The organism is Polaribacter sp. Z014, assembly GCF_023555435.1.
Taxonomy (GTDB): Bacteria; Bacteroidota; Bacteroidia; order Flavobacteriales; family Flavobacteriaceae; genus Polaribacter.
In genome coordinates this window covers 24,178-37,826 of record NZ_JALCZP010000027.1, presented here as the reverse complement: position 1 = coordinate 37,826, position 13,649 = coordinate 24,178, and the positions used below count along the sequence as shown (strand labels likewise).

8 protein-coding genes and 3 tRNA genes are annotated in these 13,649 nt (G+C 31.7%); 5 read left to right on the top strand and 6 right to left on the bottom strand.

The window, feature by feature from the left end; translation table 11 throughout:
• Positions 1-256: 256 nt before the first annotated feature.
• The 4 genes from MPF19_RS17280 to MPF19_RS17265 form a co-directional block, all read right to left on the bottom strand.
• Positions 257-330: transfer RNA gene (locus MPF19_RS17280), tRNA-Arg, on the bottom strand.
• A gap of 30 nt (positions 331-360) precedes the next feature.
• A tRNA-Pro gene (locus MPF19_RS17275) sits at positions 361-435 on the bottom strand.
• A gap of 15 nt (positions 436-450) precedes the next feature.
• Positions 451-532 (bottom strand) — tRNA-Ser (locus MPF19_RS17270).
• A gap of 105 nt (positions 533-637) precedes the next feature.
• Positions 638-2,701 carry an HD family phosphohydrolase gene (locus MPF19_RS17265; RefSeq protein WP_203394950.1) on the bottom strand — a complete coding sequence of 688 codons (2,064 nt, stop codon included), beginning with the start codon at positions 2,699-2,701 and terminating at the stop codon, positions 638-640.
• Positions 2,702-2,835: 134 nt separating this feature from the next.
• Here MPF19_RS17265 and MPF19_RS17260 point away from each other — a divergent pair, with 134 nt between their 5' ends.
• Positions 2,836-4,011 carry an acetyl-CoA C-acyltransferase gene (locus MPF19_RS17260; protein WP_203394951.1) on the top strand — a complete coding sequence of 392 codons (1,176 nt, stop codon included), beginning with the start codon at positions 2,836-2,838 and terminating at the stop codon, positions 4,009-4,011.
• A 41-nt stretch (positions 4,012-4,052) separates the two neighbouring features.
• On the top strand, positions 4,053-4,823 hold the full coding sequence (locus MPF19_RS17255) for a C40 family peptidase (RefSeq protein ID WP_249989511.1): 771 nt from the start codon (positions 4,053-4,055) through the stop codon (positions 4,821-4,823).
• A gap of 77 nt (positions 4,824-4,900) precedes the next feature.
• On the opposite strand, the gene MPF19_RS17250 is transcribed toward MPF19_RS17255, so the two are convergent.
• Entirely contained in the window at positions 4,901-6,145 is a 1,245-nt protein-coding gene (locus MPF19_RS17250; protein WP_249989509.1) for a tetratricopeptide repeat protein, read from the bottom strand.
• Between the two features lie 22 nt (positions 6,146-6,167).
• Entirely contained in the window at positions 6,168-8,684 is a 2,517-nt protein-coding gene (gyrA, locus tag MPF19_RS17245) for a DNA gyrase subunit A (protein WP_203394954.1), read from the bottom strand.
• 274 nt (positions 8,685-8,958) lie between these two features.
• Here gyrA and MPF19_RS17240 point away from each other — a divergent pair, with 274 nt between their 5' ends.
• From MPF19_RS17240 to MPF19_RS17230, 3 genes are all read left to right on the top strand, one after another.
• A complete protein-coding gene (locus MPF19_RS17240) occupies positions 8,959-11,523 on the top strand; it encodes an ATP-dependent Clp protease ATP-binding subunit (protein WP_203394955.1) in 2,565 nt (854 codons plus the stop codon).
• A gap of 154 nt (positions 11,524-11,677) precedes the next feature.
• Positions 11,678-12,154, top strand: coding sequence for a hypothetical protein (locus tag MPF19_RS17235; RefSeq protein ID WP_249989507.1), 477 nt, complete (start codon positions 11,678-11,680; stop codon positions 12,152-12,154).
• A complete protein-coding gene (locus tag MPF19_RS17230; RefSeq protein WP_249989505.1) occupies positions 12,151-13,530 on the top strand; it encodes a T9SS type A sorting domain-containing protein in 1,380 nt (459 codons plus the stop codon). The genes MPF19_RS17235 and MPF19_RS17230 overlap by 4 nt, the downstream gene beginning before the upstream one ends.
• Positions 13,531-13,649 lie beyond the last annotated feature (119 nt).

Below are 13,649 nucleotides of genomic sequence, written 5' to 3'. Positions count from 1 at the left end.
ATTTAGAGGTGTTAGAAATATCAAATTTTTCCTTTTTAGACTCTCAAATATTTATGCATAATTTCTGAATCCCACAACTTTTGGACTTGATCCCATAATTTCTGAATCCCACAACTTTTGGACTTGATCCCTAAAAAGGTGTACATTGATTAATAAATTGATTGAAGTGATAATATTAAAAAGAGCAGAAAGCACTATAAACCCTTACAAAACCTATATAAAACAAAAAACCTTACTATTTCTAGTAAGGTTTAAGTGAGCCCTGAAGGATTCGAACCTTCGACCGCCTCCTTAGAAGGGAGGTGCTCTATCCAGCTGAGCTAAGAGCCCGTAATTTTTAAGTTGTTACGACCAACTGTGTCGGGGTGGCAGGATTCGAACCTGCGACCTCCTCGTCCCAAACGAGGCGCGATGACCGGGCTACGCTACACCCCGAGTGCAATTTCTTAGCGGAGAGACAGGGACTCGAACCCTGGCGACCCTAAGGTCGACAGATTAGCAATCTGCTGCATTACCACTCTGCCATCTCTCCTTTCGGTGTCAGACTAAAAGCCTGTACTGAAATTGCGAGTGCAAATTTAAGACTAGAAAAAGGATTACACAAGACTTTTTTCATTTTTTTTGAAAAATTTTTTTTCTACTCAGGATATTCTACTCTTAAATGATAAATATTCATGAGTTTTTTCTTGATAACCTTCTTTATCATTTCTATTTCTCGAAAGGTAATATCCGAATTTAAAAACTGATTATCAGCCATTTGCTTACTAATGATTTTATCAATCAAATTACTAACAGACAAAGCTGTAGGTTTTGTTAAACTTTTAGAAGCTGCTTCAGAAGCATCACACATCATTAAGATAGCCGTCTCTTTTGAAAATGGTATTGGGCCTTGGTATTGGAATTTTTTAATATCTACCACAACATCTGGGTTTAATTCTTTTTCTTTCATGTAAAAATAGTAGGTAGAACTGGTTCCATGATGTGTTCTTATAAAATCTATAATTCTATCTGGTAACTTATATTTCTTAGCTAATTCTACACCTTTTATAACATGATCTGTAATAATTTTAGAACTATCTCCTGGTGATAAATCATTATGAGGATTTACACCTGTAGACTGATTCTCTGTAAAATACATTGGATTTAACATTTTACCAATATCATGATACAATGCACCTGTTCTTATCAGCATAGAATTTGCTCCAATTTCATTGGCTGCAGCTTCGGCTAAATTAGCAACTTGCATTGAGTGCTGAAATGTACCGGGTGCTTTTTCATTTAACTCTCTTAAAAGCTTTGTATTGGTATTAGAAAGCTCTAACAAGGTAACGTCAGAGACCAAACCGAATACTTTTTCATACATATATATTAAAATGATCGATAAAAAAGATAACAACCCGTTTGCTGCAAAAAGCAAAAAGTATTGTCCGTTTATTTGAGATGCATTTCCTTCTCTAATTATAGAAAAAGCAAAGTAGGTAAGCATATAAATTAATGTAATCTGAGCAACTGAAATAAATAAATTTGCTCTCTTATACAATTCAGAAACAGTAAGTATGGTTACCATACCCGCAATAATATGTAAATATATAAACTCGAAACTATTAGGCACAATATACCCTAAAAGTAACACGGTTAAAACATGGGTAAATAAACCTAAACGGGCATCAAAAAAAGCTTTTAAAACTATTGGAAGTACACTTAAAGGAACAACATATAAATAATCTGCATTGTACTTAATAACCAATGTTTGTATAAAAATCATTGAAAAAACATTAAAAAAGATAAAAGTAACTTTGTTATTGTTATGATATATTTCTATTCTATACTTATACAAAAATAATAAAAGCATAAATAAAGCAAGTGAAACTAAGATGGTATATCCCAGAATAATCCAATTATAATTTGAGTCGGTCCAAACTTTAGACTCAGATTCACTTTTTAAAGAATTTAAGATGGCTAGTTTTTTCCCTTCAACAACATCTCCTTTTAATATAATTAACTTTCCAGATTCAACTTTTCCCTTGGTATAAGAAATATTTTTTATGGAGTTATCTATTACTTTTTCTGTATATAAATTATCAAAAGAAACATTAGGTTTAATAATTTCTGATAACAAATCTAATAATACTTTTTTACCATAAAAAGATTTTTCCTTTTCTAAATTACTTCTAATAATCTCTAATACTTCCCTAGAGGTTAATAGGTTTTTAAATAAGATATCTTCTACCTCATTTCCTTTTCTAATGGCAACTATTTCATTTTTATTAGAAACCCTATCTTGGCTTGCTACATCTAAGAAACCTTTTCTGTAAACATTATCAATTACTTTTTGACCAATTTCTGATAACCTTTTAACCTCATCTACATTTAATGAGTCAGATTCCTTTATAAGAGATATTCTTCTTTTATAATTTAACTTTACATTATTTTCTACATCAAAATCATATAAAAAATACATTTTTGAGTTTACAGTAATCTCCTTTTTCTCGTTCGTAATTTCTTCTTCGGTTTTCTGAATAGCAAAATCAAAAGGGGCATATAAATTATCATATTTCCAAAGTTGCCCATTATTAAAATCATATTTAAATTGTCCCCCTTTTGGAAACAAATAAACAATTGCAATTGTGGCAACTAAAAACAATATTACCTTATAAATAATGGCGTTGTTTTGGTACAGTTTATTAACTATATTACTCATAGATTTTATCTTCTTACTACAAACTTACCATAAAAAAGTCACGCTCAAAAATTCAAGTTGATTAATAAAACTAAAATTGATTAAAAATAGTTAATTTAGCGCAACAAATCTTACTCACAGTAAATACTATATTTATGAAAGAAGTCGTAATTGTATCTGTAGCCAGAACCCCTATTGGAAGTTTCATGGGAAGTTTATCTACCATTCCTGCCCCTAAATTAGGTGCAATCGCTATAAAAGGAGCATTAGAAAAAATAAGCTTAAACCCCAATTTGGTTGAAGAGGTTTTCATGGGAAATGTAGTTTCTGCAGGTTTAGGTCAGGCTCCGGCAAGACAAGCAGCCATTTTTGCAGGAATTCCTAATACAGTACCATGTACCACAGTAAACAAAGTATGTGCTTCTGGCATGAAATCTATTATGCTAGCAGCTCAAACAATCGCTTTAGGTGATGCATCTATCGTCGTTGCAGGTGGTATGGAAAACATGAGTTCTATTCCTCATTATCAACATGCAAGGAAAGGCTCTAAATTTGGACCAATAACCATGGAAGATGGTTTACAAAAAGATGGTTTGGTTGATGCTTATAATCATATACCTATGGGTATTTGTGCAGATACTTGTGCTACTGAATATGGTTTTTCTAGAGAAGATCAAGATGCATTTGCAATACAATCTTATAATAGATCTGCAAAAGCATGGAGTGATGGAAAATATGCTGATGAAATTGTACCTGTTGAAATTCCTCAAAGACGTGGAGAACCTATTATCTTTTCTGAAGACGAAGAATACAAGAATGTAAGAATGGATAAAATCCCTACACTAAGACCTGCGTTTACAAAAGACGGAACAGTTACCGCTGCAAATGCCTCTACAATTAATGATGGTGGTGCTGCATTGGTTTTAATGTCTGCTGAAAAAGCGAAAGAATTAAACATTACACCTATTGCAAAAATAAGAAGTTATGCAGATGCTGCTCATGAACCAGAGTGGTTTACTACAGCACCTTCTAAAGCACTCCCCAAAGCCTTTGCTAAAGCAAATATTTCTATTGATGATGTAGATTATTTTGAATTAAACGAGGCATTTTCTGTTGTTGGATTAGCTAATATGAAGATTTTAGGCATCTCAAATGATAAAGTAAATGTAAATGGTGGTGCTGTTTCTTTAGGGCATCCGTTAGGGGTTTCTGGAGCAAGAATAGTAATTGCTTTAACTTCTATCTTAAAACAAAATAATGCTAAAATTGGAGCTGCTGCAATCTGTAATGGTGGCGGTGGAGCAAGTGCATTTATTATAGAAAGAATTTAATAAAATATTTTATTTAAAACTTACCACTCAAAACTCACAACTTGTTATACGGCATTTGTAACTTAAGCATTGTTCCTTTAAGAGCAGAAGAATCAGACCAATCAGAAATGACTAGTCAGATTTTATTTGGTGAAACTTTTAAAGTGATAGAAAAACAAAAAGAATGGAGTAAAATTCGTTTGACTTTTGATAACTATGAAGGCTTTATAGACAATAAACAATACCTAGAAATTACAGAAGATTTCTATTTTAAATTAAAAACTGAAAAACAGTATTTTTCAGGAGAAATGATTGATTTTATTACCAATAGCAAAAATGAATTAACCACAATTCCTTTAGGTGCAAATTTACCTTTTTACAATGCTGGTAAACTTCAAATAAACTCAGATTTATATATATATGAAGGAGCTGTTTTATCTGAAGAAAAATCTAAAAAAAACATTGCACAAACGGCTTTCAATTATTTAAATTCTCCATTTTTATGGGGAGGAAAAACGCCTTTTGGAATTGATTGTTCGGGTTTTACACAAATGGTTTATAAACTTTGTGGACACAAACTTTTAAGAGATGCAAAACAGCAAGCTACCCAAGGTGACGTTTTAAGTTTTATTGAAGAAAGTGAAGCTGGTGATTTAGCTTTTTTTGACAATGAAGAAGGAGAAATTATACATGTAGGTATTATTTTAAGTGATTACCATATTATACATGCTCATGGTAAAGTAAGAATAGATACTTTAGACCATAGTGGTATTTTTAATGCAGAACTTCAAAAACACACGCACAAATTAAGAATTATAAAAAAAATGATATAATTTTTTTATAAAAATTTAATATAAAAAAAACCGAAACTAAAATTAGTTCCGGTTTTTTTTATCCTTAAAAGTCTTAACTATTGACCTTTCATTTCCTTGTAAATTGGTCTTAAAGCATCTGCTTCAGAAGTCATTTCTAAAGTGTCGTAAATATTTAACAATGTGCTTACGGTACCTTCTGTTCTACTAAGATTATCTGCTTTTATAATATAAGGTAAAGCTTCCTTACAGATCACTTTTAACTCACCTTCTAATTCTGTGTATTTTTTTTCGTTCGATAAATTTTCATTCATCTCATTAATAACATCAATTCTTTTATTTAAAACAGTAACACCTAAATTTAAATAAGCATCTCCATATTCTGGATTCAATTCTATAGCCTTTTTATAAAAACCAATAGCCTCTTCAATATGTTTTTCTTGAGCACTAACAACACCTAAATTAAAAAACAAGGTAGGATTTGTAGGATCTATTTTTACAGCCTCCTTCATTAATTCTCCAAACTTATCCATTTTTTCTAGCTGAATATACATTTGCGCCTGATTTAATAGTAAATTTAAATCCTTAGGATTTGCTTTTCTAGCTTCTTCTAAAGCTGCAACAGCTAATTCTGGTTTTCCTTGGTTTACATATATATAACCAATGTTTTTAATAATTTCTGCTTGTTTAGATTCAGTTGTTTTATTACTAGGTTTTATGTATTTACCAAACTTAACCATAGCATCTCTATTTGCTTTGGTACCTAAATTTTCTTCTTTACCTGTTTCTTTATTTACGGCAATATACTGTGTAGCAATACCTGTATAATTAACATCCTGTAACTCTTTATAATATTTTAAAGCACCATCATAATCTTTAGCCAAAGAAGAACTTAAAGCTGCATTGTATAAAAACGAAGTATCAGTAGGACTTAATACATATGTTAAATAAAAATTATTAGTTGCTTTTGCATAGTCCTTATTATTATAAAAATCAATTGCTTTTTTAGAAGTAAACTGTACTAACTCTGACAATTTAGGCTGTGCTTCTTTTGTATACTTAGGTTTACCTATTTCTTTTTCATAAGAAATTAATTTATTATATGCTTCAGCAGCTTTTTTAACATCAGATTTTCCAATAGCAGTTCCTTTTAAAAAGTAATATTTTGCTTTGTATTTTGGATCCATTGAATCTTCTGTAGCTTCTAATCCAGCTAATGCTGCTTTCGCCTCTTTAAACTGCCCTTTTTTAATTGCCTTTTCCGCAGCTTTTATTTCGTCTTTTTGCGCATAAGAAGCTATTGATAATAAGCCAACCGTTAACGCTAATATTTGATTTTTCATCTTACTAATTATTAATTTATTGTTATTCTTGATTTTCATTTGAATCATTTTCAATTTCCGTGCCATTTTCTGTTTCACCTTCAACTTCTTCTTCTACCTCTTCTTCATGGACAACTTTTGCAACAGCGGCAATACTATCTGAATCTTTAATATTTATTAAACGAACACCTTGTGTTGCACGCCCCATAACTCTTAAATCTTCTACAGCCATTCTAATTGTTAATCCAGATTTATTAATAATCATTAAATCGTTAGAATCATCTACATTTTTAATAGCGACTAAATTACCCGTTTTTTCAGAAATATTTAAAGTTTTCACCCCTTTACCTCCACGATTTGTAACACGATAATCTTCTAATTTAGAACGTTTACCGTATCCTTTTTCAGATACAACAAGTATATTACTTTCCATATCATTTACAGCAACCATACCAATTACCTCATCATTTTCATGTTGTAAAGTAATTCCTCTAACACCAGAAGCAGTTCTTCCCATTGGTCGGGTTTTAGCTTCTTCGAAACGGATAGATTTACCAGACGCTAAAGCCAACATAACCTGACTGTCTCCAGTAGTTAACTTCGCCTCTAATAACTCATCTCCTTCTTTAATAGTAATTGCATTAATACCATTAGTTCTTGGTCTAGAATATTGCTCTAAAGAAGTCTTTTTAACCTGACCTTTTTTAGTTGCCATAATAACATAATGGCTATTTACATAGTCTTCATCCTTTAAGTCTTCTGTTACCAAGAAAGCTTTTACACTATCATCTTGCTCTATATTAATAAGGTTTTGCATTGCTCTACCTTTGGTATTCTTACCTCCTTCTGGAATTTCATATACGCGCATCCAGAATACTTTTCCTTTCTGCGTAAAGAACATCATATATTGGTGGTTTGTACCTACAAATAAATGCTCTAAGAAATCTTCATTTCTGGTAGTTGCTCCTTTTTGACCTCTACCTCCTCTATTCTGAACTTTATACTCTTCTAAGTTTGTACGCTTTAAATATCCTGCATTAGAAATGGTAACCACCACCTTTGTATCCGGAATCATATCTTCAATACGCATATCTCCACCCGCATATTCTATTACAGATCTACGTTCATCACCATATTTATCTCTAATTAGGGATAATTCTTCTTTTATAATATCGTAACGTCTTGGTTCGTTTGCTAAAATATCTTTTAAATCAGTTATCGTTAACATAATTTCATCAAACTCAGCACGTAATTTATCTTGTTCTAGTCCTGTTAATTGACGCAAACGCATTTCTACAATTGCTTTTGCTTGAATTTCTGACAACTCAAAACGCTCAATTAAACTCTCTCTAGCTTCATCTGCATTATTAGAAGCTCTAATAATTTTAATTACTTCATCTATATTATCAGATGCAATAATTAATCCTTCTAAGATATGTGCTCTTGCCTCTGCTTTTCTTAGTAAAAATTCTGTTCTACGAACAATAACTTCATGTCTATGTTCAACAAAATAATGAATTAATTGTTTTAAGTTTAATTGCTCTGGTCTTCCTTTTACCAATGCAATATTATTTACACTAAAAGAAGTTTGTAATTGTGTGTATTTAAATAATTTATTTAATACGATATTAGGAATAGCATCACGTTTTAAAATATACACAATACGCATTCCGTTTCTATCAGACTCATCACGAATATTGGCAATTCCAGATATTTTTTTATCATTTACCAAATCAGCAGTTTTTTTAATCATGTCTGCTTTATTCACTTGGTAAGGGATCTCTGTAACAATAATACACTCACGTCCTTTAACCTCTTCAATAACAGCTTTAGCACGCATTACAATACGTCCACGACCAGTATGAAAAGCCTCTCTAACACCATCATAACCATAAATAATTCCTCCTGTAGGAAAATCTGGTGCCGTAATATGCTGCATTAATTCATCTATCTCAATATCTCTATTATCAATATATGCCATGGTACCGTTTATAACTTCCGTTATATTATGAGGCGCCATATTTGTAGCCATACCTACCGCAATACCAGATGCTCCGTTTACCAATAAATTGGGAATACGAGTTGGTAAAACAGTTGGTTCTTGCAAAGTATCATCAAAATTTAAACGATGATCTACTGTTTCTTTTTCAATATCAGCCAACATGTCTTCTGATATTTTTTGCATTCTAACCTCAGTATAACGCATTGCTGCTGGCGAATCTCCATCTACAGAACCAAAGTTCCCTTGACCGTCAACCATCATATAACGTACACTCCAGTTCTGCGCCATACGCACCATAGAATCGTACACAGAAGTATCTCCGTGTGGGTGATACTTACCTAAAACTTCCCCAACAATTCTTGCGGACTTTTTATACGAACCTGTAGCTTTAATTCCTAACTCATGCATACCAAACAAAACCCTTCTATGAACTGGCTTTAAACCATCTCTTACATCTGGTAATGCTCTTGAAACAATTACTGACATCGAGTAATCGATGTACGCAGCTTTCATCTGCTCTTCAATGTTAATCGGAATTAACTTTTCTCCGTCTGCCATATTTATATTTGATTAATTTTACGTCATTTTTTTAAAACAAGGCAAGTTACTATTTTTCCTTGTTTTTACAAAGGTTTTAATACTTGTAATTGAGTAGAGTTATCAACATTTTTTCATAATTTTTAACATTAATTTATTTGCTTGATTTACAAGAGTTTTCTACCTTGGTATCATAGTCAAACTGTCAGTATTTTACCATTGGCACCTTTTTTGTAATTATCTATAAAAAAAAAGGACTAAATTTACAACACATCAATTATAGACAGAAAGAAATATGGACGAAAATTTTTCACCAAAGGTCAGAGATGTAATTACTTTCAGTAAAGAAGAAGCGCTACGTTTAGGGCAAGAATTTATTGGAACGGAACATCTTTTACTCGGTTTATTAAGAAAAGGCGAAGGAAAAGCAATAGATATATTAACAGCATTTGATGTTGATTTAATTTTATTGCGTAAAAAACTAGAGCAATTAAACCCTGCAAACCCTACTTTTTTAGAAAGTACAGATAAGCCAAACTTACGACTAACAAGACAAGCTGAAAAGGCTTTAAAAACAACTTTTTTAGAGGCAAAATTATATCAAAGTGAAGCAATCGATACTGCTCATTTATTATTATGTATCTTAAGAAATGAGAATGACCCTGCCACCAAATTAATTCATAAATTTCATGTAAATTATGATGAAGCTAAAACGCTTTACAAACAATTACATGTAGATGATACTGAGGCAGACCTTCCTATTAGCCCAATTGCAGAAACTCCTTCAGATGACGAGTATGCTTCCGATAAATCTAACCCATTTGACCAACCTCAAAAGGGAAAAACTGTAAAAAAATCGAAGACTCCGGTATTAGATAATTTTGGTAGAGATTTAACCGATTTAGCAGAAAAAGGAAAATTAGACCCTGTTGTTGGTAGACAAAAAGAAATAGAAAGAGTCTCTCAAATTTTAAGTCGAAGAAAGAAAAACAATCCAATGTTAATTGGAGAACCTGGTGTTGGTAAATCTGCCATTGCAGAAGGTTTAGCTTTGCGAATTATTGAAAGAAAAGTTTCAAGAATTTTATTTGACAAACGTATTGTTTCTTTAGATTTAGCAAGCTTAGTTGCGGGTACAAAATACCGTGGTCAGTTTGAAGAACGTATGAAAGCCTTAATGAATGAGCTTGAAAAAAATGACGATATCATTCTTTTTATAGATGAAATTCACACCATTGTTGGTGCTGGTGGAGCAACAGGTTCTTTAGATGCTTCTAACATGTTAAAACCTGCTTTAGCAAGAGGAGAAATACAATGTATTGGTGCAACTACATTGGATGAATTTAGAACAAATATCGAAAAAGATGGCGCGTTAGAACGTCGTTTTCAAAAGGTAATTGTAGATCCGACTTCTGTTGAAGAAACCATACAGATTTTACAAAACATAAAAAATAAATACGAAGAACATCATCATGTAAATTATACAGATGCTGCTATAGAAGCTTGTGTAAAATTAACAAACAGATACATGACCGATAGATACCTACCAGATAAAGCTATTGATGCTTTAGATGAAGCGGGTTCTAGAATTCATATTACTAATATTGTGGTTCCGCAACAAGTTTTAGAATTAGAATCGCAATTAGAAATTATTAGAGAACAGAAAACCAAAGCAGTAAACGGACAGAAATACGAAGAGGCTGCTAAGTTGCGAGATGATGAAAAAAACATGGAAGCTGCTTTAAATTCTGCTCAAAACCAATGGGAAGAAGATTCTAAATTAAATAGAGAAATTGTAACCGAAGATAATGTTGCTGAAGTAGTTTCTATGATGACAGGAATCCCTGTTAACAGAGTTGCAGAAGCAGAAACAAGTAGATTACATGAATTACCAGACTTAATAAAAGGAAAAGTAATTGGACAAAATGAAGCGGTTACTAAAGTAGTAAAAGCCATTCAGCGTAATAGAGTTGGATTAAAAGACCCGAACAAACCAATTGGATCTTTTATTTTCTTAGGGCAAACGGGTGTTGGAAAAACGCAATTGGCTAAAGTTTTAGCTCGTGAGTTATTCGATTCTGACGATTCTTTAATTAGAATTGACATGAGTGAATACATGGAAAAATTTGCTATTTCTCGTCTAATTGGAGCTCCTCCAGGTTATGTTGGTTATGAAGAAGGCGGACAGTTAACTGAAAAAGTTAGAAGAAAACCGTATTCTGTAGTCTTGTTAGATGAAATAGAAAAAGCGCATCCAGATGTGTTTAATATGTTATTACAAATATTAGATGATGGACATATTACAGATAGTTTAGGACGTAAAATAGATTTTAGAAACACCATAATTATTATGACTTCTAATATTGGTGCACGTCAATTAAAAGACTTTGGTGGCGGTGTAGGTTTCGGTACCTCTTCTAAAACTGCGCAAGCAGATGAACATGCTAAATCTGTACTAGAAGGTGCTTTAAAGAAATCTTTTGCTCCGGAGTTTTTAAACAGAATAGATGATGTAATTGTATTTAACGCTTTAGAAAGAAATGATATTCATAAAATTATAGATATAGAATTAGACAAACTATTACATAGAATTTCTGATTTAGGCTATACTTTAAACTTAAGCGAAAAAGCAAAAGATTACATAGCAGACAAAGGTTTTGACAAAAAGTATGGTGCAAGACCACTTAAAAGAGCCATACAGAAATACATTGAAGATGCGTTAGCAGAAGAAATTGTAAATTCTAAACTCTACGAAGGAGATACCATACATATGGATTTGGATGAGAAAGAAAACAAACTCACCATTACCATTGAAAAAGGCGAAAAGAAGCCCGAAACAAGAACAGAAACTGAATCTTAAAATTAAAAAAGTCCCAAACGAAAGTTTGGGACTTTTTTTATAAAACTACAAATCCTACACGATTGCCTATTAATTCAAATACCTTAACTTTGTCAAATTCTAATTAAAGACTTTTTATAAAAGTATACAATAACAGATTAAATTCTAAAACTAAATGAAATTCCCCCCTCTTCTTTTATTTTTATTAATAGTAAGTTGTACCTCTTTAAAAAAGAGCACAACTAATAGCTCTACAGAAGAAACAACTACTAAAGTTGCTTCCAAAATTATTTTCTTAAACTATAAAATTTCTAAAGACTCTAATACAAACACAAATTTTACTTTAATTAATAAAATAATTACTGATGGACATCTTAAAAAGAGACGGAAAACAGCAACAAGCCGTAACCCGAGAGATTTAATATGCCTTCAACAAGATATTAATTCAAAAATTATTGACAGTATTTATATAAAGAATCCATTACTAAAAAATGTTGAATTTGCAGATCCTTCAGGTGAACTAGGTCGAAAAACAATTGAATTAAATAGCACAACCATATCTGTTAGAATGGATTTAAATCCTCAAACAAAATTTATAACACTTAAATTGACAAATAACACAAATAATAGCCTTTTAAAAACACAATTATGAAAAAAATAGTACTCTTAACTCTTCTGTTTTTATCGACATTTGTTAACGCACAAACTTTTGATATAGAAACAATTTTTCAATCAGGTCCTAATGATAGTCGAATTAATGTAGTTATTTTATCTGATGGCTACCAAAGTAATGAATTAGGCCAATTTGTAACAGATGCTACCAATTTTTCGAATGCTTTGTTTGCAGAAACACCTTATAAAGAATATAAAAACTATTTTAATGTTCATGCTATAAAAGTACCTTCTAATGAAAGTGGAGCAAACCACCCTGGTACAGGTACCAATGTTTCAGAACCAGCACACCCTATAAAAAGTGTAGATAATTATTTTGGTTCTACTTTTGATGCTTTTGGAAATCACAGATTACTTGTATCTAATAATGCTACCGTTTTTAACGTTTTAGCAAATAACTTTCCTAGTTACGACATTGTTTTAGTACTAGTGAACAGTCCGTATTATGGTGGTAGTGGTGGTGAAATTGCGGTAGCATCTCTTGATGTAAATTCGAATCAAATTGCTATACATGAATTAGGACACTCTTTTGTTAAACTTCTTGACGAGTATTATGCAACTGATGATTATTTGTTAGAAGGCATTAATACAACACAGGAAACAGACCCTACAAAAATTAAATGGACAAACTGGATAAACAAAAACGGAGTTGGTATATACCCGTATGGAGAAACCGGAACGGCTGCAAGTTGGTATAGACCACACCAAAACTGTAAAATGCGTCGCTTAAACCAACCTTTATGTTCAGTTTGTACAGAGGCTACAATAGAACAGATACATTCTATGACCTCGCCAATAGATACTTATTCTCCACAAAATACGGGTCCTATAGATTTATCTACACCTATAGATTTTACAATAAACACGATTAATCCATTACCAAACACCTTAGCTATATCATGGACTTTAAACGGAACGGTTGTAAATAGTGAAGACTATACGGTCTCTATTTCAAAAGAAGATTTAGTGAGTGGAAACAATCAACTACTAGCAACTATTGAAGATAAGTCTGCATTACTTAAAGTTGACAATCACGAAACCATACATTTTGCCACAACTCTTTGGAATATAAATTCTAGTACCTTAAGTATCGATGATATTTCCACAAATAGTTTTGACATAAAACTATTCCCAAACCCTACTCAGGATATTTTATATTTTGATATAACAAACAATAATGAAGACTATAATGTGTTTATTAGTGCTATTTCTGGAAAGCAATTGATTCAGAAAAAAATTAATAACATAAGCGAAAATCAAAATATTAGAATAGGAGCTCTACCTTCTGGGGTCTATTTCATCAATTTTACATTTGAAAACGGATTAAAAATCTCTAAGAAAATAATTAAAGAATAAAAACAATCCTTTTTTAAAACTTAAAATTAGTTTCAAAAAATCTCAAAATGTACATTTTGAGATTTTTTTTTGATTCGACCTTTTCTTCTTATTAATAAAGCCATATCCCTTTTAACTTC

Excerpts from the sequence above, each read along its gene's own strand:
- MPF19_RS17265 (WP_203394950.1), bottom strand. The coding sequence starts at position 2,701 with ATGAGTAATATAGTTAATAAACTGTACCAAAACAACGCCATTATTTAT.
- MPF19_RS17260 (WP_203394951.1), top strand. The coding sequence starts at position 2,836 with ATGAAAGAAGTCGTAATTGTATCTGTAGCCAGAACCCCTATTGGAAGT.
- MPF19_RS17250 (WP_249989509.1), bottom strand. The coding sequence starts at position 6,145 with ATGAAAAATCAAATATTAGCGTTAACGGTTGGCTTATTATCAATAGCT.
- gyrA (WP_203394954.1), bottom strand. The coding sequence starts at position 8,684 with ATGGCAGACGGAGAAAAGTTAATTCCGATTAACATTGAAGAGCAGATG.
- MPF19_RS17240 (WP_203394955.1), top strand. The coding sequence starts at position 8,959 with ATGGACGAAAATTTTTCACCAAAGGTCAGAGATGTAATTACTTTCAGT.
- MPF19_RS17235 (WP_249989507.1), top strand. The coding sequence starts at position 11,678 with ATGAAATTCCCCCCTCTTCTTTTATTTTTATTAATAGTAAGTTGTACC.
- MPF19_RS17230 (WP_249989505.1), top strand. The coding sequence starts at position 12,151 with ATGAAAAAAATAGTACTCTTAACTCTTCTGTTTTTATCGACATTTGTT.